This window comes from Zobellella endophytica (assembly GCF_003012775.1).
Lineage (GTDB): Bacteria > Pseudomonadota > Gammaproteobacteria > Enterobacterales > Aeromonadaceae > Oceanimonas > Oceanimonas endophytica.
In genome coordinates this window covers 246,838-271,753 of the sequence record NZ_PXYG01000001.1, presented here as the reverse complement: position 1 = coordinate 271,753, position 24,916 = coordinate 246,838, and the positions used below count along the sequence as shown (strand labels likewise).

Genomic DNA, 24,916 nt, shown 5'->3' with positions numbered 1-24,916 from the left:
GATTAGATGGAATAAGGTACTGCGCACGAGTACTCCCGCATACGGTGATATCCCCACAACGCCACGAGCAGCACAGCTCCTCCCGCGATCAGGGCAACGCTGAAACCACCGCGTGCGCCATCCATATCCACTATCTGGCCAGATATTGCGGCGCCAAGCGCCACCCCGACATTCAACCCCGCGAGTAACCAGGTCATCCCCTCGGTCAGCTTGTTTCCCGGCACTATGCGCTCGACCAACGACATTGCCACAATCATTGTGGGGGCGAAGCACAAACCCGCCACAAACACCGCGCCGGCCAGTCCGGCAATATTACCGGTAAACAGCAGGGGCAGTGTCGTTGCTGCGGTCGCCAATCCCCCCAATAGCAGCAGCCGATACAACGGGGTTTTCAATTTGAGCGCACCGAACAGCAAACCGGCCAGGCAGGAACCAATAGCGTAAACCGACAGGACGATACTGGCCGCCGCCGGACGCCCCACTTGTTCGGCAAACGCAACACTGACGATGTCGACAGTGCCAACAATGACGCCCATCGCGGCCATCAGCAAAGTAAGCAACCGCACATCTGCCAATCGAATAACCGAGCCCGCGCTGCCCAGAGCGGCGGCGTGCTGATCTACCGGTGGCTCGGTGCCACGCAATGCGGCAAAGGCCAGTACGCCAATAGCCAGCAACATCGCCGCCACCAGTGGGCCGGCTTGAGGAAATAGCGCCACACTAAGGCCTACCGACAGAGGGGGGCCCGCGATGAAGGTAACCTCATCCAGCACCGTCTCCAGCGAATACGCAGTCTGCAGCCGGGGCTTTCCCCTATAGGCGGCAGTCCAGCGGGCACGCACCATCGCCGACATGCTGGGCATGAAGCCAGCCAGCACCGCCCCTATGAACAGCGCCCCATCAGGCGCTTGCCAATACGAGCAAGCAAGCAACAGCAAGATGCCCAGAACACTGATACCGGCAGCGGCTGGCAGGACCCGGCCTTGGCCGTGCCGATCCACCAGGCGTGAAATCTGCGGTGACATCAGCGCATAGGTCAGCACGAAGGTGGCGGCAACTGCACCAGCCAAACCATAGCTGCCGCGCAACTGGGATAGCATGGTAATGATACCTATACCGGTCATCGGCAGCGGGATGCGGGCGACAAGGCCAGCCAGAGAAAAGCTTTTGGCGCCACGGGCTTCGAACAGTTCGCGGTACGGATTAGGCATATCAACTCTCCTTTCCTACAGAGCCCGGCTTGCCAAAGCATCGCTGGGTGGGAATAATACATACATGGCGTATGATTAAGAGCCTATATTCATACGCTGTGAATGTAAATGGTCAAACCATGGATTGATGAAGAAGGAGAAGGCGATGGTGCGACGTACCCGAGCCGAGATGGAAGAAACCCGTGCCACACTGCTGGCAACCGCACGTCGGGTTTTCAGTGAACGGGGCTATGCCGAGACGTCGATGGACGACCTTACCGCACAGGCCAGCTTGACCCGCGGCGCGCTCTATCATCACTTCGGTGACAAGAAAGGGCTGCTGCTAGCGGTGGTAGCCCAGATCGATGCTGAAATGGATGCAAGGCTGCAGGCCATTTCAGATGGCGCCGGCGATGCCTGGGAAGGCTTCAGGAGCCGCTGCCGGGCCTACCTGGAGATGGCACAGGAACCCGAGATCCAGCGCATAGTGCTGCGTGATGCCAGGGCTGTCTTAGGCAATCCCTCCCCCGGGGATCAACGGCACTGCATAACCTCTATGCAAACACTGCTGGCTCAGCTCATGCAGCACGGCATCGTGGAGCAATCCGATCCCGAAGCGTTGGCCCTGCTGATCTACGGCAGCCTGGCCGAGGCTGCGTTCTGGATCGCCGAGTCCGAAAACAGCAAAGCACGGCTGTCACAGGCACTAGGCGCCATGGAGTTACTGTTAAGGGGGATTCGCGCCTGATAATGGAGATCGCCCGCTGGCTGGCCTGGTTTCTGGCCCCCAGCAAGCAGCGCGATAACAGGTGCTGGACCAGGAACATGTTTCAACACCCCGGCCGTCCCGAACAACAACACATAAGACCCCGAGTTGACCCATGCAGGCATTGATCACATCGGCAAAGCGCATCGTGAAGGCACACTCTCCGTTGCCCTTTTCGGTGTATTCATCCGGCCAGGAGCAGCACATCCTCAATGTGCCGGTGAACAACCCCTTGCTGGTTTGTGTGCTCAACGGCCACAAACAGCTGGGCAGCCAGGACGCGACCCATTGCCCGGCGGGCAGCTTTGTCTTTTTATCCAACCGCCCCGGCATCGACATGCGCAACATTCCGGCCGGAGCGGAATATTTCGCCCTGCTGCTGGAGTTCGAGCAGGAAGACTTCGATGGCTTTACCGGCCATCAGGCCAGCGCCCGGAGGCATCTCCAGGGCCTCCTCCAGCCATTGCTGACAGACGCGCTCAGGCAGTTGATCGAGTGGTCGGCCTATGCCCCGCCCGCGCTGTGGGGGCTGAGGCGTCGGGAAATCCTGCACACCCTTCACCATCTGGGCCATCGGGAAGTGGCCGCCCTGGTCGCGCCGCCCAGCCTCGGGTACCGGGTCCAGTGCCTTATCGGCAGCCGGATGGCGGAAGAGGTGGGCATGCCGTTTTTGTCTGCTGCACTGGCGATGAGTGAGTCCACCCTGCGCAGAAAGCTGGCCCATGAGGGAACCAGCCTGCAGGCCATCAAGGACAGGGTGAAACTGGGCCACGGGCTGCATTTGGTGCAGACCACCGCCAGCCCCATCGGGCTGATTGCCGAGCAATGCGGCTATCATTCCCAGTCTCGCTTTACCGACAAGTTCAAGTCGCTGTTCGGCATTACGCCGACCGAGCTCAGAAAAACCAGAATGATTGAAACGGGCGAATGAATGAAGGATTGGGTGCTAACCCGGGCCCGGATGCCCCCGTATGATCGGCCTCTCAAACCAAGGTATTTTCAGGAGGCTCTTATGTTCACTCACGCAAAAAAATGTTCCCTGGCGGTGCTGGCCGCACTGGCTTGCGGCCCGGCCCTGGCCGAGGAATTCACGCTGACCAGCACCGACATCGCGCCCGGTGAGTTTATGGCCAGCGCCCAGGAGTTCGAGGGCTTCGGCTGCGCGGGCGGCAACCTGTCGCCCCAGCTTTCCTGGTCCGGCACCCCGCAAGGCACCCGGGCCTTCGCCATCCTGGCCTATGATCCGGACGCCCCGACCGGCAGCGGCTGGTGGCACTGGCAGCTGGTGAATATCCCCGTGGACGTGCGCTCCCTCCCGGCCGGCGCCGGCGACCCGGGCAAACAGCTGGCCCCCGCCGGTAGTCTCCAGATCGCCAACGACTACGGCAGCCCAGGCTTTGGCGGCGCCTGCCCGCCCCAGGGGCATGGCACCCACCGCTACCAGTTTACCCTGCATGCCCTGTCGCAAACGCTGGACTTGCCCGACAATCCCTCCGGGGCCCTGGTGGGTTATATGGTGAAGGCACACTCGCTGGGCTCCAGCACCATAGAGGCGTTATACCGGCGCGATTGACCCAACACGCCCGCACCGGCTCACGCAACACTGCCGGGCCTTCACCCCGACCGGCCCGACAGTGTTTACGCCCCGTTGCGGGCATATTCCCTCCCCGGCCGAGTCTTCGTTTGCCCAGCCCGAATGGCCGGTTTTATGATGCTGATAGCCGAGCTCGGTGGCGGTGCCTTGACCGCCAACACAGGTTCAAAAAACACTGGATCGACAAGGGAAAGTATAACAATATCAGCTGGTTGATTTTAAATAGTAAAAAATACCAAGCACAGAACCGCATTAAAAATATTAAAATCTTATAAGAGGGATATATGGATAATTATGTAATATATGTGGGCGTGGCAATAGCAACAATCCTGTTACCTGGACCCGCAGTTATGTTAACGATAAACAACTCCATTCAGAGGGGGTTGTTCAAGTCACTTGCTGGTATATTTGGCATAGCATTAGCAATTTTGCTTGTGGCAATTATTTCCGCTACAAGCCTAGGTATCATCTTGGCAAGCTCAGCAATGGCGTTCACAGCGGTAAAAATGATTGGAGCCGTGTATTTGATATACCTTGGCATAAAAATGTGGCGTACAAAAGAGGTGAACCACGCTCGTTCCAACCATCAAAAGGTCTCTTTTTTAAAATGCTTTACTGAAGGTTTTCTTGTTTCCATTTCCAATCCAAAAGCCGTTATTTTCTTCATGTCCATATTCCCCCAATTTATTAATTTATCTCAAGAATACAGGCCGCAGTTTATTTTATTGTCGGTAACTTTCAGCATGCTGGTCATAGTAATTCATACGGTCTACGCACTTTTTTCATCTTTTGCTAAATCGAAACTTTCTTCCACAAGAGGAAATGTGCTTCTAAATAAAGTTAGCGGTGGCGTTTTCGTTGGTTTTGGTATTGGTTTGGCAACATCAAGCAGGTGATTTTTCATAACAAGGCGTTCTCGATGAGAACGCCTTTGGGTTATGCCGACCCCGGCCCAAACGGGGGCGCGATTCTCATCAAGGAAGCGCCACCAGCGGCGCTTCACGCAACGTGGTGTCCTGACTGCCCTTAATAGCCTCGACCTTGTCCAGTGCCTGCCGGGTGTCCGACTGGCTTTGCAGCAGGGTGTAGGTCAGGTTGAACGCCTTGGTTTCCCCCGGCTTGATGGTGGGTACCAGCCCCAGCGGACGCTGGTACTTGGTGTTGTAAGCAAAGCTGGTGCCGGGCTCAATGCCGGTGACATAGCCCTGCTTGAGGGTGTCGGTGTTTTTCCACAGGGTCAGCACCGGCAGTTCGGTCACGTTGAAGCCAACCGCCACGCCCTGATCACCGGCGGCGTTATGTAGTACCGCCAGCGTATTACCGTTGTCGTCGGCGTTCGGCATGATATTAAAGACCATTTCATCAAAGTCTTTGGTCGGCCCCAGGTAAGTCTGCCAGTCTTTCAGCCCCGCCTTGGCATAGTCATTGAAGGGAGACACCTCTTTAGCCGGAGCGGAGAACTTGGCCCCCTTTTCCAGGATAGGGGTGCCGAAATTGCCGTGGTAGATGATCTGGTACTCGTTGTCATAGTCGGCCGGCTTGGTCAGCTCGTCATGCAGCGCAAAGCTGTTCTTGCCCGGTACCACCGTCAGTGTCATTTCGGTTTTGAGATCGCTGAATGTGAACGTCTTTTCAGAAACTTCGCCGGAAACATGGATGGCGTACGGCGGTTGCTCGTCAATCACCACCTTGACCATCAAGGCCGGGGTGTCCTGTACCCGTCCGTGGAGGCTCTTCAGGAAACCGTCATCGTCGACTCCCGGGTGGCCGGTCCACTCATAGCCGCAGCGCACCAGCATCTCGTTGAAGCCGTCCAGCCAACCCAGCCCGTTACGGCTTTCCAGATCGATGAACGCCGGGTTGACGATCTCCTTGACCGGCAACGTCCAGCCCAGGCGCAGGTCACCGCTTTTCACCTCGTAAATCCCCATCCCCGGGTCGGCACCAGGGTGATCTCCATCACGCCGTTATCGATCGATAACGATGATGTCTACGCCGGCCTGCTTGCCACCGAACAGCCGCTTCTTCTCGACAGTGAAGGGAGCCGGGCTGTCAATGCCCAGATCGCTGTTGGAGATCTGCCAGTTGCCGACATCACTTCCGGCGCTAGCATCGGTCAGTACAAATTCTGCAGCCTGGCTCGACAACGATCCCATGGCACCAGCAATGCAAGCGAGGTTTTCTTAAGCATGTTGACTCCCTATCAGAAACAATTGACCAGATGAAAAAGAAAAACCAGGACACCCCCCAGATATAACGGGGCGTACCAAGAACAAGTGAATCGATTCATCATAATTCACTCTAGTCCCGATAAAGGGCTTTCAATCCATCGGGAAACAAACTGTGATGACCGTGTCCTTTTTTGAACTTTGGGCCACCAGCCTGAGAGCTGACTCACATATCAGCAAAGAACAAAAGCGGGGCGCTCTTCCCACCGTCAGACCGTCTCGCCGGCAGGAGGAGCAAGCTGGCATTGCAGCAGCCAGAGGGACTGGCCGACAGGGAAAACTCCCGCAAGCTGTATCTGTTGCCGGCACTGGAGGCGGATGAGTGGAAATGACCCAAGCGGACAAATCCCGCAGCAAGAATCAGCGTTGCCGCCTTACTTTGGTCGGAATGGTGCGACACCAGGGATTGTAAGCAAGGCAGCAACAGGCGCCGCTCCTGTACCGGCGCTCAGCCCGCCTGGCCTCGGCACAACACTCCTGAGGCCGGCTCGGTCTCGATACCAAGCGACAACTGCAGCCGGCACAGGGTGTCCGGCTGCAGTGCCCGCCCCTGCCGCTCGTCATTGAAGCCGAGCTCCACGGCGCTCAGGGTGCCGTCATCGGCCAGGCTCACCAGGGTCTGGGCCCGGGTGCCGTAGCCGGGGTGCACGATAAACACCGCCGACAGCACCCGCTCCCACTCCAGAGCGATGCCGGTGTCCGGCAGCGCCTCGTCCGCCGCCTGCGTCTTGTCTCCCAGCAGGGCCAGGGCCCCGGTTTCATCATGGTCCGTAGCCAGGCTCGCCAACCCGCGCTTGAGCCGCTCCACCTTGGGCCAGGGGCTGTCCAGCACGGCGTTGGACAGGCCATAGAGCCCGGGCGCCAGCGGACGGGCATCGGCGCCGGGCCGGTTGCCGCCGTACCAGAGTTCACCTCCGAGCAGATCCCCCACCAGCAGGTTGAAGCCCTGGTAGGCGTCGCGCCGGGCCATCACCCCCGCCATGTAGTCCCGCGGGCTCAGGCCGCCGGTCAGAAAATCCGCCACCAGTTCGCCCCGGGAACGGGCATTCGCCAGGGGCGCGGCCCGGCCGTCCCGGTGGTTGGTGATGGCGGCCAGGCGACCGTGGCGCGTAACCCCCAGCCAGCTGCCGCCCGCCTGCAGATCCCGCCCGCCCCAGACATGGGGGTGATCCGGCCACCACCGGGCCGGGGCCGTGGGCCGGTGGTAGAATTCGTCACGGTTGGCGAGCAGTAGCAGCGGGCGCCGGCTCCCCGGCTGCCAGGAAAAGACGATAAGGCACAAGGTGCGGATCCTCGGTTCGGTGGCGTTGCCTTCTACCTTACCCCCGGGCAGTAAGGGGCGCCAGCCTCAGGGCCGCCCGGGCTCTTCATTTCTCACCCGCAGAAAGCTGGCGAAGCGGGGCAGGCCGGTGGCGGTTTCGCCCCGGTGGCGGTAGGTAACGGTTACGCCCGGTGCCGGCGGTCGGCGGCGTTGCTCGTCGCTGAAGCCGGTGCCCAGCCGGAAACGCCGGCCGTCCGGGGTTTCCACCAGCAGCGCACCCAGCATGCCTTCGTACTTGCCCTGGCCGGGCAGGTGCGCCAGCACCACCGCCTCGGCATCCTGGTGGCGCTTGAGCTTGAGCAGATCCTCGTTGCGCTGCGGCTGGTAACGGCTCTGGCGATGCCGCAGCATCAGCCCCTCGCCGCCGCCGGCCTCCACTTCGTCCAGGTATGCCGCGAGGGCGGTCCGGTCCAGTACCAGACGCTGCTCCACCAGCTCGAGATGGGGCGAGGAAAGGGTAGCGAACAGGGCCTGTAATGCGGTCAGTCGCGCCTCGAACGGCAGTTCGCTCGCCGGCAGGTCGAACACCATAAAGCGCAGCGGCCGCCATTCGGCCTCGACGGGAGCGTAGCGACGCACGGCGGCGGACAGCTCGTCGAAGCGACCCCGCCCCAGCCACAGCTCGCCGTCGAGCGGAGTGGCGGGAAAACCGGCCACAAACCAGTCCGGTGCCGAGAAGCGGTGACCGCCGCGGGACAACAGCTCGCGGCCGTTCCAGTAGGCGCGCACCCCGTCGAGCTTTTCGCTCACCCGGTAAAGGGCCGTGTCCTGCTGCTGATACACCCCCGCCAGTTGCAGCGGTGGGGTCAGCGCCCCGACCTGGCCGGGCAGCACCAGCACCCCCGCCAGCCACACCGAATAATGTCGCATTTCTCACCCTCCCCGCTGATGCCAAGCATAAGACAGAAAGGCGCGGAAAAGTCCCGCTTCCCCCAAACGGGGGAAAACCTATTTATCCTGATCCGGCACCACGTTCACCGGCCGGGCGGAGAACCAGCCAAAGCCCAGCTGCATCAGTTGCAGCACCAGCATCAGCCCCAGCGCCCACTGCCAGGCGCCGCTGAGATCCCGCAACACACCCAGCGCCACCGGCCCCAGCGCCGCCAGCAGATAGCCGATGCTCTGGGCCATGGCCGAGAGCGCCGTGGCCTGGGCGGTGTTGTCGGCCCGCAGCACGAAGAATGACAGCGCCAGGCTGAGTGAGCCGCCGCAACCCATGCCGATCAGCGACGCCCACAGCATGGGCGCGGCGGCGGCCTGCCACCACAGGCCGGCCACCCCGGCGAAGGAGGCGGCAAAGATCCCCAGCACCAGCCATTGCTGGCTGCGCAGCCTGGCCGCCAGAATGGGCACGAACAGGTTGAAGGGAATGCTCACCAGGTTGATCAGGGCGGTGGCGGTGCCGGCCTGGTGGGCGTCCAGGCCGCTCTCGAGCAGTATCTTGGGCAGCCAGGTAGCCATGGAATAGAAATAGAACGACTGCAGCCCCATGTAGCAGGTGATGGCCCAGGCTATCTTGTCCCGCCACAGGCTCACCCGCACCGGGTTGCTGGGCCGGCCCACTCCCCTCACCCGGAGCATCGGCAGCCAGAACAGCAGGCAGAACAGCGGCAGCAGCGCCCACAACGCCACCGGATAGCGCCAGTTGCCGAACTGCTCCATCAGCGGCACCGCCAGGTAGACCCCCAAGCCGGCCCCCAGGCTGAGGGTCACCGAATAGAAGCCGGTCATGATCCCCACCTGGCGCGGAAAGAAGTCTTTCACCAGGCCGGGGATCAGCACGTTGAGCACGGCGATGGCCATGCCCAGCACCAGAGTGCCGAGGATCACCAGCGGGTAATGGTCCACCAGCCGCAGCGCCACACCGAGACTTATGGTCAGCAGGCCGGCAATGGCCAGCCGTTGCGGGGCCCAGCACCGGGTCAGCCAGGGTACGCAAATGGACACTACCCCGAAGCAGATCAGCGGCAGCGTGGTGAGCAGGCTGAAGGCGCTGGCGCTGATGTCGAGGGCGGCCCGGATCGGTTCGACCAGGGGGCCCACCACCACCAAGCCGCCGCGCAGGTTGGCGGCGGCCAGCATCAGCGCCACGATGGCGAGCAGAGCAACCAGAGGGCGGCCACGAAAAGGGCCGTCGGGCAGGGCAGAGATTGTCATTGTTATAACCTTAAGGATGCCGATACCGGAAGAGCGCAAGATACAGCGCGGGCAAAAGCGGAGCTTTCGCGCGAATGGGCCGTCACCACGGAAGATGGACTCGCCGGTTATCTATGTTGAACGGGCATTCATGTTAGGAGCTGGCGCCCGGGAGAGCAAGCGCCACAAATATGCCATTAGTTTGATTCACCCCCTGCTCTTGGCAGGGTTAAGCGGTTAATATTGAAAAAGAAAGCCGCAACACTCGGGAACGTTATGCTGGATCCGAAACAAATTACCGCCGTAATCCTCGCCGGAGGCGAAGGCCGGCGCATGAATGGGGCCGACAAGGGGTTGCTGCCGCTGTGGGGCAAGCCGTTGGTAATCCATGTGCTGGAACGACTCAGATCCCAGGTGGGAGAAGTATTGATCAACGCCAACCGCAACCTGGGTGAATACCGCAAGCTGGCGCCGGTGGTACGGGACGACGGCTACGGCTATGTGGGCCCGCTGGCCGGGTTCGAGGCCGGGTTGACCCATGCACCGAGCGAGTGGGTGCTGTTCGTGCCCTGCGACAGCCCGCTGATCCCCCTCGATCTGGCCAGCCGGTTGTGTGGCGCCGTGCAGCGCCACGACCAAATCGCGGTGGTGGACGACGGCAACCAGCTGCACGCCGCCACCGCCCTGCTGCACCAGTCGCTGCTGCCCTCCCTGTGCAACTACCTGGACGGCGGCGATCGCAAGCTGCAGCTGTGGTACGAGCGCCACCAGCTGGTGCCGGTGGACTTCAGCGACGAGGCCGAGGCCTTTTTCAACCTCAATACCAGCGAGGCGCTGGCACGGCTGGAGCAAAAAGGAAAAGGCTGAGCCGCCCTCTGGACTGCTGACAGCCCCCTGATGTTGCTACCGTGCTCCCGCCCCTATCGCCACTCCTGGCCGAAATAGCGCACAAACTGGGCCGGATCCCGCTCCGGCAGCTTGCGCACTTCCACCTGCGGGGTGCCCAGGTACAGAAAACCCACCAATTGATCCTGCTCGCCCAGCCCCAGTTGTTCATGCACGGCGCGATCGAAGATAAACCAGCCGGAGCGCCAGATGCCGTTGAAGCCCTGGGCCTGGGCCGCCATCTGCATCGCCATCAGGGCGCAACCGGCGGACAGCTGCTGCTCCAGTTCGGGTACCTTGTCGTGGGGTTTGACCTTGGCCGCCACGGCGATCACCAGGGGCGCGCGCAGAGGAGCGTTGCGGGCCTTTTCGATTTTCTCTTCCGCTTCGCCCCTGGCCTCGGCGGCCCAGGCCAGGATTTCGCCCAACCGGCTGCGCTGTTCACCGGTAAAGACGATAAACTCCCAGGGGGTCAGGGTAGCGTGGTCCGGGGCGCGCAGCCCGGCCTTGAAAATGGTGTCGAGCTGCTCGCCCGCCGGGGCCGGCTCGGCCAGGCGGGGGCAGGAATGGCGGTTCAGTAACAGTTCCAGTGCGTCCATCATGTCACTCCTATTTGCGATGGCGCTACCTTAGCAGCCGACCGGAACGGTGCAAAGCAAAAAAGAGGCATTCTCAAATGGCCGCTGCGGGCCCAGCGGCCTTGGTATCCGCTTCAACCATCTGCCGTCACTTCCGTGCAGGCGGGAGTCCAGGTGCGCCTGCAGACCGGGCGGTGTTATCCGGACCTGTGCTCGGCCGGGTGGCTCATATCCTCGCCGCCAGCTCGGCGCCCTGGCGGATGGCGCGCTTGGCGTCCAGCTCCGCCGCCACGTCGGCGCCGCCGATCAGGTGCACCGGCTGGCCGCGCGCCGCCAGCGCCGCCTGCAGGCTACGCTCCGGCTCCTGGCCGGCGCAGACGATAACATTGTCCACCGCCAGGCACAGCGGCTCGCCGTCCTTCTCGATATGCAGGCCGGCGTCGTCGATGCGCTGGTAGCTGATTCCCCCCCACATCTGCACCCCGTGATGGCGCAGGCTGGCCTTGTGGATCCAGCCGGTGGTCTTGCCCAGGCCCCGGCCCGGGTTGCCGGCCTTGCGCTGCAACAGCCAGACCCGGCGACCGGGGACCACCGACGCCGGTGTCATCAGGGCACCCGGAGCCCGGTAATCCCGGTCTATGCCCCACTCCGCCAGCCACTGCTCGGTGTCCTGGCCCGGGCTGGCCACCAGGTACTCGGCCAGATCGAAGCCGATGCCGCCGGCACCGATGATGGCCACCTTATCTCCCACCAAGGCGTGGCGCGCCAGCACATCCAGGTAGCTCAGCACCCTGGGATGATGGATGCCCTCTATCTCGGGAGTGCGCGGGCGGATGCCGGTGGCCAGCACCACCTCGTCGAACTCCGCCAAGAGCTCGGGGGTGGCCTCGGTGCCCAGGCGCAGGCTCACCTCGCTTCGCGCCAGCCGCTCGCGGAAATAGCGCAGCGTCTCGTAAAACTCCTCCTTGCCCGGGATCTGCTTGGCATAGTTGAACTGGCCGCCGATGTCCACGGCCCGGTCGAACAGGGTCACGCAGTGGCCGCGTGCCGCTGCCTCGCAGGCGAAACTCATGCCCGCCGGCCCCGCCCCCACCACCGCCAACCGCTTGGGGGCGGCCGCGGGCAGGAAGTTCAGCTCGGTTTCATGGCAGGCCCGGGGATTGACCAGGCAGGAGGCGCGCCGGCCCTTGAAGATATGGTCCAGGCAGGCCTGGTTGCAGGCGATGCAGGTGTTGATGAGCTCGGGCGTGCCCGCCGCCGCCTTGGCGACGAAGTCAGCGTCCGCCAGGAAGGGCCGGGCCATGCACACCAGATCCGCCTGGCCGCCGGCCAGTATGGTTTCCGCTACCTCGGGGGTGTTGATGCGGTTGGTGGCCACCACCGGCACCGACAACGTCTGGCTCACCCGCTCGGTGACCCAGCTGAAAGCGGCCCGGGGCACGCTGGTGGCGATGGTGGGCACCCGCGCCTCGTGCCAGCCGATGCCGGTGTTGATGATGGTCACCCCGACCCGCTCCAGAGCCTGGCCCAGGGCGATCACCTCTTCCAGGCTGGAGCCCTGCTCCACCAGATCCAGCATCGACAGCCGGAAGATGATGATGAAATCCTCGCCCACGGCGGCGCGCACCGCCTTCACCGTCTCCAGGGGGAAACGGTTGCGCCGCCCGGCGTCTCCGCCCCAGCCATCTTCCCGCCGGTTGGTGCGGGCGCAGATGAACTGGTTGATGAGGTAACCTTCGGATCCCATGATCTCGACCCCGTCATAGCCGGCCTCCCGCGCCAGTCGAGCGGTGTTGGCGAAGTCGTCGATGCAGTTGCGGATCTGTCGCTCGCTCATCACCGCCGGCTTGAACGGGCTGATGGGCGCCTGCTCGGGCGAGGGCGCCTGCAGGAAGGGATGGTAGGCATAGCGCCCCGCATGCAGGATTTGCAGGGCTATCTTACCGCCTTCCTGATGCACCGCCTCGGTCACCAGCCGGTGCCTGGCCAGTTGCCAGGGAAAACTCAGTTGGGCGGCGTGGGGCATCAGCCGGCCGCGGAAGTTGGAGGCGATGCCGCCGGTGATGATCAGCCCCACCCCGCCCCGGGCCCGTTCCCGGTAAAAGGCGGCCAGCTTCTTGAAGCCGCCTTGCTCTTCTTCCAGACCGGTGTGCATGGAGCCCATCAGGACCCGGTTTTTCAGTGTAGTGAAGCCCAGATCCAGGGGGGCCAGTAAATGGGGGTAACGGCTCATGATCCCTCCGCCGATAGAATGCCGACATGACCCGCTCAGGCTAATGGATTCAAACACCTTTTTCAAACACTTGTTTTATATCCATGGATCATGGCCGCTCATGGTATTGTGCTGCCGCTCGGGTCATAATAGGCCGATTCGACAATTTTCCGATTAAGGCGTCGCTATGTGGTCTGCCATCAAATGGTTTTTCCGCACCCTGGGCCGGGTGCTGAATGCCATTCGCATGTTGATTATCAACCTGTTTTTCCTGGTCATCCTGGTTTCCTTCTTCCTTATCTTCACCGCCCGGGACGATACCCCCGCCCTGCCGGACAACGCCGCCCTCACCCTGACCCTGGCCGGCCCGGTGCTGGAGCAGGACGAGCCGGCGAGCCCCCAGCGCCTGCTGCAGAAATGGCTGGCCGGCGACACCACCCCGCCGCCCACCAGCTTAAGCCAGATCAAGGAGGCGCTGGCCCAGGCCCGCCACGACGAACGCATCGGTGCCCTGGTGCTCCGGCTGCAGAACATGACCGAATCCAGCCTGACCAAGCTGGATGAGATCGGCGAGGCCATCGAAGGCTTCAAGACGTCCGGCAAGCCGGTGTACGCCATCGGCGACTACTACACTCAGGGCCAGTACTACCTGGCCGCCCACGCCGACGAGATCCTGCTCAACCCGGCCGGGGCCGTGACCATTCAGGGGCTCGGCGTGTACCGGCTGCATTACAAGTCGGCCTTCGAACGCTTCAACATCACCCCCCATGTGTTCCGGGTGGGCACCTACAAGTCGTTCGTGGAGCCCTACCTGCGCGACGACATGTCCGAGGAGAGCCGGGAAGACACCCTGCGCTGGCTGGGCCAGCTGTGGCAGCATTATCAGGACAAGGTCGCCAGGCTGCGCAAAATCCCGGCGGATCACATCAACCCGGACAAGGAGCAGTTGCTGAGCCGGTTCCGCGCCGTGGGCGGCGATCCGGCCCGCTACGCCCTGGAGCTTGGTTTGGTGGACCGGCTGGCCAGCCGCACCGACATGCTGCAAAGCGTGGCCGAACACGTGGGCTGGGACAGCCAGGCCAATCAGTATATGAGCCTGGAGGTAACCCAGTACCTGGCACACAAATCCCGCGATGGCAACGAGGCGCCGGCGGTGGGCCTGATCACCGCCAGTGGCGCCATCATGAGCGGCGACGCCGGCGCCAACACCATCAACGATGAATACCTCGGCCAGCTGATCGAGGAGGCCCGGCTGGATGCGGATATCCAGGCCCTGGTGCTGCGCATCGACAGCCCCGGCGGCAGCGCCTTCGCCGCCGAGCAGATCCGCACCGCCCTGCTGCAGTTCAAGGACAGCGGCAAGCCGCTGGTGGTGTCCATGGGCAGCACCGCCGCTTCCGGCGGCTACTGGATAGCGGCGGACGCCGACCGCATCTACGCCGCCCCCACCACCCTCACCGGCTCCATCGGGGTGTTCGGCCTCTTCCTTACCTTCGAGGAGGCCTTCGAGAAGCTCGGCCTCAACACCGACGGCGTGGGCACCACCGACTTCGTCGGCAGCGGTTTCACCACCGGCCTGCCCGAGCATACCAAGGAACTGATCCAGCTCGGGGTGGAGCACACCTACGAGCAGTTCGTGAGCCTGGTGGCCGAGGGCCGGGGGCTGAGCCCGGAGCAGGTGGAGCGCGCCGCCCAGGGCCACGTCTGGACCGGGGTGGACGCCAAGGCGCTGGGCCTGGTGGACGAGCTGGGCTACCTGGACGACGCCCTGGCCGGTGCCGCCGGGCTGGCCGGCCTGCCGAGCTACCGGGTCAAGCCGGTGCGGCTGCCGGCCTCGGCCAGGGAAATACTGCTGGAGCAGTTGCTGCTGGGCTCCGGCACCCTCAGCGGCCTGGTTCAGTCCACCCTGCCCGCGGCCCTGCGCCCGGCCGGGGAACAGCTGGAGCGGGAGCTGTCCGCCCTGGGCCGCTTCGACGACATCAAGGGCCAGTACGTGCTCTGCATAGCCTGTCAGGAATTCTGATGAACGAGAAGAAAATTTATATCGCCTATACCGGCGGCACCATCGGCATGCAGAAGTCTGCCAAGGGCTATGTACCCCAGGCGGGCTTTATGACCGACTGCCTGGCGCACACCCCGGAATTCCATCGCCCGGAAATGCCCGGCTACCATATCCACGAGTACGATCCGCTGATCGACTCCTCGGACATGACCCCCGCCGACTGGCAGCGCATCGCCGACGACATCAGGGCCAACTATGATCACTACGACGGCTTCGTGGTGCTGCACGGCACCGACACCATGGCGTTCACCGCCTCGGCGCTGTCGTTCATGCTGGAGGATCTGGAAAAGCCGGTGATCGTCACCGGCTCACAGATCCCCCTGGTGGAGCTGCGCTCCGACGGCCGGCCCAACCTGCTCAACGCCCTCTATATTGCCGCCGAGTACCCCATCCACGAGGTCGGCCTGTTCTTCAACAACCGTCTCTATCGCGGCAACCGGGCCAGCAAGGTACACGCCGACGGCTTCCAGGCCTTCGACTCGCCCAACTTTCCGCCCCTGCTCAACGCCGGCATCCATATCAGCCTGGAGGCGGGCCGGCTCGGGGTCGCCCGCGGCAAGCCGCTGACGGTCAGCCCCATCACCCCCCAGCCCATCGGCGTGGTAACCCTGTATCCAGGGATTTCCGCCGAGGTGATCGGCAACCTGCTGCGCCAGCCGGTGAAGGCGCTGCTGCTCTTGTCCTACGGGGTGGGCAACGCGCCCCAGAACGACGCCATGCTCAAGCTGCTGGCCGAAGCCTCGGCCCGGGGCGTGGTGATCGTCAACCTGACCCAGTGCCTGCGCGGCACCGTCAACATGGACGGCTACGCCACCGGCCAGGCCCTGGCCGACGCCGGGGTGATCTCCGGCTTTGACATGACCACGGAAGCAGCACTGACCAAGCTGCACTACCTGCTCAGCAAAAAGCTGCCGCCCGAGCGAGTCCGCCAGCTGATGGGCCAGAGCCTGAGGGGCGAGTTGAGCCCGGCGGGATAGCCGGAAGCTAATGGCTGACAAGACGGAGCTCAATCAACAAAGGAGACGGTTCCGGAGCGCGGGCGGCCTGCCTGCATTCCCGCCAGCGGGAACCTTCGACAAGACGGCTAGCGCTCCGGCACCGCCAGCCACTGGATCCGGTGGCCGGTATAGCCGGCGAAGCGCAGCAGATCGGCACGACTCAGCAGCACGGTAGCGGTGTTGCGCAGGGGATGGCAGTGAAAGTCGTCCCCTTCCCTCAGCTCTTCATCCAGCCACAATTCCACCTCCTGCTCCATGTCGTTCACCAGCGCCAGCACCGACACATGACCGGGGTCCACGCCCAGGTAGCGCCGCAGCCGCGCAGGCGAGGCGAAGCCAAGCCGGGACCAGCCCAGACGGCGGGACAGCACCTTGAGATCCACCTGCTTGTCGGGCCGGGTCAGCAGCAGGGCGTGGCGACGGCCGTAGTTGTCGCGCAGGAACAGGTTCTTGAGCCGGGTGCCGGGCCTGTCCACCAGCAGCCGGTCGGCGTCGTCGCAGCGGTGCAGCGGCGGGTGTTCGATAAGCTTCGGGCGGATTTGCCAACTGGCCAGCCGCGCCATAATATCCATGTTTTATCTCCGGTTTTCAGCCTTTGGCATAAGATATACCTTCTTCGGATAGCAGTTTTCAGCAAAATATGCTGTTATCGGACTATTGTTTCAAGCGATACCATTACCATTCATGAGTCTATTATCCAAGGTCAACCTGTCCCTGCTCGATCTGGTGCATATCCGGAGCGGTTTCGACGCCGCCGACGCCATCGCCAACTCGGTCGCCCTGGCCCGCCATGTGGAAAATCTCGGCTTCGCGCGCTTCTGGCTGGCCGAACACCATAACCTGGACGGCATCGCCAGCTCCGCCACCGCCGTGCTGGCAGGCCATATCGCCGGCCATACTTCCCGCATCCGGGTCGGCTCCGGCGGCATCATGCTGCCCAACCACCCTCCGCTGGTGGTGGCCGAACAGTTCGGCACCCTGGCCACCCTTTACCCGGGTCGTATCGATCTCGGCCTGGGCCGGGCGCCGGGCACGGATCCCGACACCATGCGCGCCCTGCGCCGCCGGCCGGAAGACGGCGAGGACTTCCCCGAGCAGGTGCAACAGCTGCAGCAACTGCTGGGGCCGGCGCACCACGGCCAGAAGCTGATGGCCATTCCCGGCACCGGCACCAATGTGCCCATCTGGCTGCTCGGCTCCAGCCTGTTCAGCGCCCAACTGGCGGCGCAGCTCGGCCTGCCCTACGCCTTCGCCTCCCATTTCGCGCCGCGCATGCTGCATGAGGCGGTGGCCATCTACAAAGACCGGTTCCGGCCCTCGGCGGTGCTGGCCGAGCCTTATCTGATGCTGGGTGTGCCGGCCATCGTCGCCGATACGGACCGGGAGGCCGAGTTTCTGGCCAGCACGGCGCAGCAGAAGGTACTGTCGCTGCTGCGCGGCGACACCCGCCTGCTGCAGCCGCCGGTTACCGACATGGACCAGCGCTGGCTGCCCCATGAGCAGCGCGGGGTGGAGGGCTTCCTCGGCGCCGCCGTGATCGGCGGCCCGGCCCGGGTGGCGCAGCAGCTGGAAGTGCTGCTGGCCCGGACCGGCGCCGACGAACTGATGGTGGTGTCCGATATCTACGATCAGGGCGCCCGCCACCACAGCCTGTCGCTGCTGGCGGGTCTGGTGGGGTGAAAGCGGGAAGCGTAATCATTTCTCCTACGGGCGCAAGCTGTCTCGGCAGGATAAGTGGCCGGACTCTGCTCCGTCGCCGGCCCCTGGATTCCCGCCTTCGCAGGAATGACTGCCTTTATGCCGTCTCCCCCGTGCAGGCGGGGGCCCGGGCTCCGGGCACGGATCTTACCGTGCCGGGTTGACCGCCAGCACCCCGGCGCGGATCACCGACTGCTCGGCGATAAGCTCGTTGACCACGGCGCGGCTCGCCAGGTAGTGCGGGGTTTCCTTGTGGGCCGCCAGGGCCGCTTCGTCCCGGTAGATCTCGTACAGCCAGAACAGCTCGGGATCCGCCTTGTCCTGCAACACGTCGAAGGTGTGGCAGCCGGGCTCGTCGCGCACCGAGGCGGCGGCATTGGGCAGCATGGCATCGAGAAAGGCCTGGGTGGTACCGGGCTTGAGCTTGGTTTTGACAATAATTGAATACATTGTAAACTCCATTTGTTTATTTTACTTAAACAATAAGTACACAATATTTTCAGTAAAGAGACAAGGAGCCCCGCCATGGAAAGACCCGGTCGTTTCAACGGCATGCGCCATATCGCCTTCACCATGCCCAACCTGGAAGAATGCGTGCAATTCTACACCGAGATCATGGGGATGGAGATACTGAACCGGGCCCACGAGGATCTGGTGTACCTTACCTGCGGCAACGACAACCTCTCCCTGGGCCGTTCCGACCTGCCCGCCAGCGGCGTGCAGCGCATGGATCACTTCGGCTTTATCGTGAACAGCAAGGAAGAGCTGGACCAGTGGTACCTGTACTTCAAGAGCCAGGGCGTCACTCTGCTGGACCGGCCCTTCGACCATGGCGACGGCGCCCGCAGCTTCCATATCACCGATCCCGCCGGCAACGTGATCCAGCCCATCTACCACCCGGCCATCTCCGGCCAGCGCTTCAGCCGGCCGGAATAAATCCCGCTTTCTCCCTTCGCCGTGGTTTTCCCTGCCACGGCTTTCCGTTATGGTAAGGACATAGTGCGTACGCACCTCGATTTTTCCCGTATTTAGAGAAACTCCATGTCCTTGCATACCGATGAACTGAGGAGTCGCCGGCTGGCGGCCCTGATCACCCCACACCAACTGAGCGAACAATATCCCCTGTCCGACGCCATGGCCGCGACCGTGCTCGGCGCCCGCGCCGGGATCGAAGCCATCCTCACCGGCGCGAGCGACAAGCTGCTGGTGATCATCGGCCCCTGCTCCATCCACGATCCGGCCGCCGCCCTGGCCTACGCCGAACGGCTGGCGCCCCTGCGCGCCCGCTATGCCGACCGGCTGTGCATTGTGATGCGCACCTACTTCGAGAAGCCGCGCACCATCGTCGGCTGGAAGGGGCTGATCAACGATCCACACCTGGACGGCAGCTTCGATGTGAACACCGGCCTGGGCCTGGCGCGCAAGCTGTTGTGCGACATCAATGTCCTGGGCCTGCCCACCGCCACCGAATTCCTGGATATGGTGACCGGCCAGTATATTGCGGATCTGATCAGCTGGGGCGCCATCGGCGCGCGCACCACCGAATCCCAGGTGCACCGGGAAATGGCCTCGGCCCTGTCCTGCCCGGTGGGCTTCAAGAATGGCACCGACGGCAATATCCAGATCGCCCTGGACGCGGTGCGGGCGGCAAGCCACCCCCATATCTTCTGCTCGCCGGACAAGGACGGCCGCATGACCATCTACCAGACCGACGGCAACCCCCACGGCCACCTGATCCTGCGCGGCGGCAAGGCGCCCAACTACGATGAAGAGAGCATCCGCCGGGCGGCCGAGGGCCTGGCCGCGGCCGGGCTCTCTCCCCGGCTGGTGGTGGATCTGAGCCACGGCAACAGCCTCAAGCAACACCAGCGCCAGCTGCTGGTGGCGGAGGACATCTGCCGCCAGCTGCGCCAGGGCAGCCATTCTGTCGCCGGCATCATGGCCGAGAGCTTTATCGAGCCGGGCCGGCAGGAGGTGGTGAACGGCCAGGCCGGGGTGTTCGGCCAGAGCATCACCGACGCCTGCCTGGGCTGGGCGGACAGCGAACGGCTGCTGGAGATGCTGTACCAGGCGGTAAGCTGAAAGCTGAAAGCTGAAAGCTGGAAGCTGGAAGCTGGAAGCTGGAAGCTGGAAGCTGGAAATGATGATGGCTGCGATTTAGTGCAAAATCGCAGCTTTTTTACATGGGAACGCAGAGCAGGCAGCCAGGCAACACCCTGTTTAAGAACAAGCTCGATGCCACATCCACAAGGGTTTTTCTTCCAGCTTCCAGCATCTAGCATCCAGCTTCGGTGTCGGGCAGCAGCAATCGGGCGCCGTCCTGCTCCAGCAGCCGCACCGCCACCCCGAACACCTCGGCAATCAACTCCGGCGTGATCACCTCGGGTCCGCCCCGGGCTGCCAGCCGGCCCCGGTGCAGGCACCAGATTTCGTCCGCGTACTGGCAGGCCAGGTTGATATCGTGGATGGAAGCCACCACCGCCAACCCCAGATCGGCGTAACGGCGCAGCAGGCGCAGGGTGGCGAGCTGGTGCTGCCAGTCGAGCCCGGCCAGGGGTTCGTCCAGCAGTAACAGGGCGCCGTCCGGGTTCACGCCGGGATCCACCTGCAGCAAGGTCCTGGCGATCAGCAGCCGTTGCTGTTCGCCGCCGGACAGCTGGTTCACATGGCGGGCATAGAGGCCGTCCAGTCCCAACGGGGCGCCGAGCCCGGCCATGGCCACGCATACCGCCTCGCTGACCCCACCCACCGGCTCGGCGGCCAGCGCCAGCAGCTCGTAACCGCGCAAGCCCTGGGGCAAGGAGGCCTGTTGGGCCAGCATCGCCCGTTGCCGGGCCAGCTCACTCAAGTCGAAGCCGTGCAGATCCTTGCCCAACAGCCGCACCCGTCCTTCACCCTCGACGAGGCCGGCGGCGCCCGCCAGCAGGCTGGACTTGCCGCTGCCGTTGGGGCCGATCAACAAGGTCAGGGCACCGGCCCGGAATTCGCCGCTCACCGGCCCGACCCGACCTGCCAGGGTAAAACCGTCAAGTTCCAGCATAACGACGCACCAGCAGCCAGATGAACACCGGGGCCCCCAGGGTGGCGGTGACGGCGCCGATGGGCAGCTCTCCCACCGCCAGGGTCTGGCGCGCCGCCACATCGGCCAGGGCCAGCAGGGTGGCGCCCGCCAGCACCGAGCCCGGCAGCAGGAAACGCTGCCGGCCACCCACCAGCAGCCGCAACAGATGGGGCACCACCAGGCCGATAAAACCGATCACCCCGGCCATGGCCACGCAGAAAGCGGTGAGCAGGCACACCGCCAGTACCAGCCGCGGCCGCAGCCGGCGCACGTCGAGGCCGAGCAGCCGGGCCTGGTTTTCCCCCAGCCCCAGCAGATCGAGCCGCCGGCCCTGCGCCATCAGCCAGCCCAGGGTCAGCACCGCCGGCAGCCACCACCAGAACGACAGTTGCTGGCCGTAACCCAGGCTGCCCATCATCCAGAACAGAAAGGTGCGCAGCGAGGCATCGTCGGCCAGGTAGAGCAGCCAGGTCATGATGGCGTTGGCGAAAATGCTTACCGCCACCCCGAACAACAGCAGCGCCCCCTGCCCCAGCCGGCGGCGGGCCAGGGACAACAGCAGCCCGGTCACCACCAGGGCGCCGACAAAGGCGGCCAGCGACAGGATCCAGTAAGGCAGCACCAGGCCGAGATGGGCCGACAGGGCCAGGGTGCCGACCGCCGCCAGGCTGGCGCCGCTGGAAATGCCGATGAGCCCCGGCTCGGCCAGGGGATTGTGCAGCAGCACCTGCAGCACGGCGCCGCACAGGGCCAGGCTGGCGCCCACCAGTATCGCCAGCAGGGTCCGCGGCAACCGCAGTTGCCAGAACACCTGCTGCTCCAGCGCCGATACCGGCCGCCACAGGGCCTCGATGCCCACGCCCACGGCGCCGAGCTGCAGGCTGAGCAGCATGGCGCCCAGCAGCGCCAGCGCCAGGCCCAGCAGCCAGAAGCGGTACTTACGTTGTTGTTGGTTGAGCAGTGCGGCCAGCAATGGAGGGTGCCCGTGTGGTAAATAAAAGGCATGGTAACACCCCGGGGCGAATGGCAAAACACGGGGAGGCGGTTTCATACCAGACCGCTGTTCCCGGCGGCTGACGCCGCCCCATCATCGCTGTTACACTGGACTATTCCCCACCGGAATAGATGACATCATGCTGCTCGAAGGACTGGAAACCCTCGCCCTGCTGGCCCGGGAAAAAACCATGGGCAAGGTGGCCAGCCGTTTGTACATCACCCAGTCGGCGGTGAGCAAACGGATCAGCAACCTGGAGGCTCGGCTCGGCAAGAAGCTGGTCGAACCCGAGGGCCGCCACCTGCGGCTCACCCCCGACGCCCTGGCCCTGCTGGAGCGCATCGGCCCCAGCCTGAACGAGCTGCAGGGCCAGCTGTTCGACAGCCAGCACCTGGCCGACAGCAGCCCGCTCGCCGTGGCCTGCTCCGAGACCATACTGGCCGGTTACCTCGGGCCCCTGCTCAACCGCTACCTGCGCCGCGATCCCTACCTGCGCTTTTCCACCCACCACACCCCGGTGATCCTGGAGCGGGTGCGCGCCGGCGACGCCGCCCTGGGCGTCTGCGCCGGGGAAATCGTGCATGCCCGGGGGCTGGAAGTGGTGCCGCTGCTGGAAGAAGAGATGGTGCTGGTGTCCCCCTCGCCGCCGGACTTCGGCGCGCCGCTGGCGGTGGTGACCATCGATCTGGGCAACCCGGCCAACCGCTACCTGGAACACCGGCTGCGCGCCACCGGGCTCACCCCCTGGATGCAGATGGACTCTTACTTCGCCGCCGCCGAGCTGGGCCGGGCCGGGGTGGCGCCGGCGGTGGTGCCACTCCGGGTGGCCCGGCTGATGGGCATCGACGCCGCCTTGCGGCACGCTCCGCCCACGGGCAGCCGGCTGACCCGGCCGGTCAGCCTGGTGTTCCGGCCCAACGCCCGCAAACGGGGGCGGCTGGCCAGCCTGATCGCGGTGCTGGAGCGGCATTTTGCCAAGCTGGCAAGGTAAGTCGGTCGGCCCTGCGAGCTCTGCCGGAGGGTCCGTGTCAACGGACCATTCCCACACCCGGTGCCGTGGTTTGGTCGAATAAATTCGACCCTACAAAATGCAGTCCGTTGCAACGGACCACCCAATCACCGACGCCTTTTACCCCATCCAGGCGAACCACTCGGGGTACTGCTGCCACAGCAGCCGCACCGACATCACCAGCGACACCGTCACCAGCATGGGGCGGATGATGGTAGTGCCCCTGGTCACCACCATCCTGGAGCCGAGCCGGGCCCCCAGGAACTGCCCCAGCGCCATGCTTAGGCCGGCGATCCAGGCCACCTGACCGCCCAGAATAAAGAACAGCAAGGAGGCGATATTGGAGGTGAAGTTGAGCAGCTTGGTATGGGCGGTGGCCCTGGCCATGCTGAATCCCGCCAGGGCGATAAATCCCAGGGCAAAGAAGGAGCCGGTTCCGGGGCCGAAGAAGCCGTCATAAAAGCCCACCCCGGTGCCCACCAGCAGGGCGAAGGGGAGCATGCTTAAGCGCCGGTGGCGATCCTCGTCCCCGATGCGGGGCGAAAACAGGAAATAAAGGGCGAAGGCCGCCAGCAGGAAGGGCAGCACCTTCTGCAACAGACTGGCGTCGATGCGCTGCACCAGCAGGGTGCCCAGCATGCTGCCGGCAAAGGTGCAGGCCACCGCCCACTTCATGGTGCGCCAGTCGATCAGGCCCCGCCGCAGGTAGTAGAGCGACGCCGAGAAGGAGCCGAAGCTGCTTTGCAGCTTGTTGGTGGCCAGCGCCATGGTCGGCGGCATGCCGGTGGCCAGCAGCGCCGGCACGGTAATGAGGCCGCCGCCGCCGGCGATGGCATCGATAAAGCCGGCCAGCAGAGCGGCCAGCGCCAGCAGGCCCAGGGTGAGCAGATCCAGTTCCATTATTATCCCGTACCGCAACAAGAAGGTGCCCAGACTAACAGCATGGCCCGCCGGGCAACAGCGAAAGAGGAGACTGTCATCTATTCCTGTTATTCATCAATTACCGATATCACTACCTTTCGTTAACATTGGCCATTCTGCCCGGTGGACAGCTATGGTAACGTAGCCCCGTACCCACGAGGAGATAATAAAATGACGGATTCCGTATTGAGTCTGCTGCCGGGCGACTTTCCCGATATCGACGACAGCGCCTTCAGCAACACCGGCATACGCCGGCTGGTGCTCGCCGGTGGCTGTTTCTGGTGTACCGAGGCGGTGTACCGCCAGTTGGACGGGGTGCTGGAAGTGGAAGCCGGCTACGCCGGCGGCACCGCCGACACCGCCGATTACGACAGCGTCTGCGGCGGCACCACCGATCACGCGGAAGTGATCCGCATCGAATACGACAGCATCCAAATAGGTCCTTCTACCCTGCTGAAGGTGTTCTTCGGCATCGCCCACGACCCCACCCAGCTCAACCGCCAGGGCAACGACCGGGGTCGCCAGTACCGCTCGGCGGTGTTCTACCAGGATGAGCCGGAGCGCCGGCTGGCGGCGGACTATATCGCCCTGCTGGAAGCGCAAAAGGTGTTCAGGGCGGCCATCGTCACCACCCTGGAGCCGCTGGAGGCATTTTACCCCGCCGAGGGCTATCATCAGAACTACGCGGCAAGCCACCCCGACCAGCCCTACATCGCCGCCGTGGCGCAGCCCAAGGTCGCCAAGGTGCAGCATTACTTCAAACACCGGCTGAAGAAGGATCTCTAATCATGGCGCAAACACCCAGCCCCTACGATCTCGGCCCGCCGACGGACGCCCAGCGGCAACAGTTGGCCGAACGACTCAGCCCGGAAGAGCGGCGCATCCTGCTCAACCAGGGCACCGAGCCGCCCTTCTGCGGCAACCTGCTCGACAACAAGCAGGAAGGCTGCTACGTATGCCGGCTGTGCACCCTGCCGCTGTTTTCCTCGGCCTGCAAGTTCGAGTCCGGCTCCGGCTGGCCCAGCTTCTATGCGCCCTACCACCCGGATCATATCCGCGAGCTGGTGGATGTGAGCCACGGCATGCGCCGGGTCGAGATCCGCTGCGGCCGCTGCGACGGCCACCTGGGCCATGTGTTCCCCGACGGACCGGCCCCCACCGGCCTGCGCTATTGCCTCAACTCCGCTTCCCTCACCTTCTGTGCCGACGGCGATAGCAAGCCGGATCCGCTCAGACGGGGGGAGCAGGAATTTCTCTAGGAAA

General features: G+C 63.8%; 26 protein-coding genes. 13 read left to right on the top strand and 13 right to left on the bottom strand.

Features of this window, described 5'->3' with window-relative positions:
- Window positions 1-2: 2 nt before the first annotated feature.
- A complete protein-coding gene (locus C7H85_RS01195; protein ID WP_106727894.1) occupies window positions 3-1,211 on the bottom strand; it encodes an MFS transporter in 1,209 nt (402 codons plus the stop codon).
- A gap of 145 nt (window positions 1,212-1,356) precedes the next feature.
- On the opposite strand from C7H85_RS01195, the gene C7H85_RS01190 reads away from it, so the two are divergent.
- The 4 genes from C7H85_RS01190 (at window position 1,357) to C7H85_RS01175 (ending at window position 4,446) form a co-directional block, all read left to right on the top strand.
- On the top strand, window positions 1,357-1,938 hold the full coding sequence (locus C7H85_RS01190; RefSeq protein WP_106728588.1) for a TetR/AcrR family transcriptional regulator: 582 nt from the start codon (window positions 1,357-1,359) through the stop codon (window positions 1,936-1,938).
- Window positions 1,939-2,071: 133 nt separating this feature from the next.
- The gene (locus C7H85_RS01185) at window positions 2,072-2,887 is read left to right on the top strand and encodes a helix-turn-helix transcriptional regulator (protein ID WP_106727893.1); all 816 of its coding nucleotides are present in this window, start codon (window positions 2,072-2,074) and stop codon (window positions 2,885-2,887) included.
- A gap of 81 nt (window positions 2,888-2,968) precedes the next feature.
- Entirely contained in the window at window positions 2,969-3,529 is a 561-nt protein-coding gene (locus C7H85_RS01180) for a YbhB/YbcL family Raf kinase inhibitor-like protein (protein WP_106727892.1), read from the top strand.
- Between the two features lie 305 nt (window positions 3,530-3,834).
- Window positions 3,835-4,446, top strand: coding sequence for a LysE family translocator (locus tag C7H85_RS01175; RefSeq protein WP_106727891.1), 612 nt, complete (start codon window positions 3,835-3,837; stop codon window positions 4,444-4,446).
- A 78-nt stretch (window positions 4,447-4,524) separates the two neighbouring features.
- Here C7H85_RS01175 and C7H85_RS01170 read toward each other — a convergent pair whose 3' ends face one another.
- The 5 genes from C7H85_RS01170 to C7H85_RS01155 all read right to left on the bottom strand — a co-directional run bounded on the left by C7H85_RS01170 (window position 4,525) and on the right by C7H85_RS01155 (window position 9,256).
- The gene (locus C7H85_RS01170; protein ID WP_245879528.1) at window positions 4,525-5,466 is read right to left on the bottom strand and encodes an aldose 1-epimerase family protein; all 942 of its coding nucleotides are present in this window, start codon (window positions 5,464-5,466) and stop codon (window positions 4,525-4,527) included.
- Window positions 5,467-5,517: 51 nt separating this feature from the next.
- Entirely contained in the window at window positions 5,518-5,706 is a 189-nt protein-coding gene (locus tag C7H85_RS19965; protein WP_245879527.1) for a hypothetical protein, read from the bottom strand.
- A gap of 520 nt (window positions 5,707-6,226) precedes the next feature.
- A complete protein-coding gene (locus C7H85_RS01165; protein ID WP_106727890.1) occupies window positions 6,227-7,060 on the bottom strand; it encodes an NRDE family protein in 834 nt (277 codons plus the stop codon).
- 66 nt (window positions 7,061-7,126) lie between these two features.
- A complete protein-coding gene (locus tag C7H85_RS01160; protein ID WP_106727889.1) occupies window positions 7,127-7,969 on the bottom strand; it encodes a DNA ligase in 843 nt (280 codons plus the stop codon).
- A gap of 78 nt (window positions 7,970-8,047) precedes the next feature.
- Window positions 8,048-9,256 (bottom strand): CynX/NimT family MFS transporter, encoded by a 1,209-nt coding sequence (locus C7H85_RS01155; protein ID WP_106727888.1) that lies wholly within the window; start codon window positions 9,254-9,256, stop codon window positions 8,048-8,050.
- A gap of 255 nt (window positions 9,257-9,511) precedes the next feature.
- Between C7H85_RS01155 and mobA the strand changes: the two genes are divergently transcribed.
- Window positions 9,512-10,102: a molybdenum cofactor guanylyltransferase MobA gene (gene mobA / locus C7H85_RS01150; RefSeq protein ID WP_106727887.1), complete on the top strand. Its 591-nt coding sequence runs from the start codon at window positions 9,512-9,514 to the stop codon at window positions 10,100-10,102.
- 53 nt (window positions 10,103-10,155) lie between these two features.
- On the opposite strand, the gene C7H85_RS01145 is transcribed toward mobA, so the two are convergent.
- Together C7H85_RS01145 and C7H85_RS01140 are read right to left on the bottom strand one after the other, a co-directional pair.
- Window positions 10,156-10,719 (bottom strand): NAD(P)H nitroreductase, encoded by a 564-nt coding sequence (locus tag C7H85_RS01145; protein WP_106728587.1) that lies wholly within the window; start codon window positions 10,717-10,719, stop codon window positions 10,156-10,158.
- Between the two features lie 205 nt (window positions 10,720-10,924).
- Window positions 10,925-12,931 carry an oxidoreductase gene (locus tag C7H85_RS01140; protein ID WP_106727886.1) on the bottom strand — a complete coding sequence of 669 codons (2,007 nt, stop codon included), beginning with the start codon at window positions 12,929-12,931 and terminating at the stop codon, window positions 10,925-10,927.
- A gap of 166 nt (window positions 12,932-13,097) precedes the next feature.
- Between C7H85_RS01140 and sppA the strand changes: the two genes are divergently transcribed.
- Both sppA and ansA read left to right on the top strand, forming a co-directional pair.
- The gene (gene sppA, locus C7H85_RS01135) at window positions 13,098-14,933 is read left to right on the top strand and encodes a signal peptide peptidase SppA (RefSeq protein WP_106727885.1); all 1,836 of its coding nucleotides are present in this window, start codon (window positions 13,098-13,100) and stop codon (window positions 14,931-14,933) included.
- The gene (gene ansA, locus C7H85_RS01130) at window positions 14,933-15,949 is read left to right on the top strand and encodes an asparaginase (protein ID WP_106727884.1); all 1,017 of its coding nucleotides are present in this window, start codon (window positions 14,933-14,935) and stop codon (window positions 15,947-15,949) included. The genes sppA and ansA overlap by 1 nt, the downstream gene beginning before the upstream one ends.
- A 107-nt stretch (window positions 15,950-16,056) precedes the next feature.
- Here the strand turns inward: ansA and C7H85_RS01125 are convergent, their stop codons facing one another.
- The gene (locus C7H85_RS01125) at window positions 16,057-16,542 is read right to left on the bottom strand and encodes a prolyl-tRNA synthetase associated domain-containing protein (protein WP_106727883.1); all 486 of its coding nucleotides are present in this window, start codon (window positions 16,540-16,542) and stop codon (window positions 16,057-16,059) included.
- A 112-nt stretch (window positions 16,543-16,654) separates the two neighbouring features.
- Here C7H85_RS01125 and C7H85_RS01120 point away from each other — a divergent pair, with 112 nt between their 5' ends.
- Window positions 16,655-17,650 carry an LLM class flavin-dependent oxidoreductase gene (locus tag C7H85_RS01120; RefSeq protein WP_106727882.1) on the top strand — a complete coding sequence of 332 codons (996 nt, stop codon included), beginning with the start codon at window positions 16,655-16,657 and terminating at the stop codon, window positions 17,648-17,650.
- A 165-nt stretch (window positions 17,651-17,815) separates the two neighbouring features.
- Here C7H85_RS01120 and C7H85_RS01115 read toward each other — a convergent pair whose 3' ends face one another.
- Window positions 17,816-18,118, bottom strand: coding sequence for a putative quinol monooxygenase (locus C7H85_RS01115; RefSeq protein WP_106727881.1), 303 nt, complete (start codon window positions 18,116-18,118; stop codon window positions 17,816-17,818).
- A gap of 75 nt (window positions 18,119-18,193) precedes the next feature.
- Here C7H85_RS01115 and C7H85_RS01110 point away from each other — a divergent pair, with 75 nt between their 5' ends.
- Complete coding sequence (locus C7H85_RS01110; RefSeq protein WP_106727880.1) at window positions 18,194-18,604, top strand: VOC family protein; 411 nt, start codon at window positions 18,194-18,196, stop codon at window positions 18,602-18,604.
- 105 nt (window positions 18,605-18,709) lie between these two features.
- Entirely contained in the window at window positions 18,710-19,750 is a 1,041-nt protein-coding gene (locus tag C7H85_RS01105; RefSeq protein ID WP_106727879.1) for a 3-deoxy-7-phosphoheptulonate synthase, read from the top strand.
- 193 nt (window positions 19,751-19,943) lie between these two features.
- Here the strand turns inward: C7H85_RS01105 and C7H85_RS01100 are convergent, their stop codons facing one another.
- Entirely contained in the window at window positions 19,944-20,708 is a 765-nt protein-coding gene (locus C7H85_RS01100; RefSeq protein ID WP_106727878.1) for a vitamin B12 ABC transporter ATP-binding protein BtuD, read from the bottom strand.
- The gene (gene btuC / locus C7H85_RS01095) at window positions 20,695-21,702 is read right to left on the bottom strand and encodes a vitamin B12 ABC transporter permease BtuC (protein ID WP_168388225.1); all 1,008 of its coding nucleotides are present in this window, start codon (window positions 21,700-21,702) and stop codon (window positions 20,695-20,697) included. Before btuC ends, C7H85_RS01100 begins: the two co-directional genes overlap by 14 nt.
- Window positions 21,703-21,862: 160 nt before the next feature.
- Here btuC and C7H85_RS01090 point away from each other — a divergent pair, with 160 nt between their 5' ends.
- Window positions 21,863-22,714: a LysR family transcriptional regulator gene (locus tag C7H85_RS01090; protein ID WP_106727876.1), complete on the top strand. Its 852-nt coding sequence runs from the start codon at window positions 21,863-21,865 to the stop codon at window positions 22,712-22,714.
- Window positions 22,715-22,852: 138 nt separating this feature from the next.
- Here the strand turns inward: C7H85_RS01090 and C7H85_RS01085 are convergent, their stop codons facing one another.
- Window positions 22,853-23,632 carry a TSUP family transporter gene (locus C7H85_RS01085; RefSeq protein WP_106727875.1) on the bottom strand — a complete coding sequence of 260 codons (780 nt, stop codon included), beginning with the start codon at window positions 23,630-23,632 and terminating at the stop codon, window positions 22,853-22,855.
- A 192-nt stretch (window positions 23,633-23,824) separates the two neighbouring features.
- Here C7H85_RS01085 and msrA point away from each other — a divergent pair, with 192 nt between their 5' ends.
- Both msrA and msrB read left to right on the top strand, forming a co-directional pair.
- Window positions 23,825-24,439 (top strand): peptide-methionine (S)-S-oxide reductase MsrA, encoded by a 615-nt coding sequence (gene msrA / locus C7H85_RS01080; RefSeq protein ID WP_106727874.1) that lies wholly within the window; start codon window positions 23,825-23,827, stop codon window positions 24,437-24,439.
- 2 nt (window positions 24,440-24,441) lie between these two features.
- Entirely contained in the window at window positions 24,442-24,912 is a 471-nt protein-coding gene (gene msrB / locus C7H85_RS01075) for a peptide-methionine (R)-S-oxide reductase MsrB (RefSeq protein WP_106727873.1), read from the top strand.
- The last annotated feature ends 4 nt before the right edge of the window (window positions 24,913-24,916 follow it).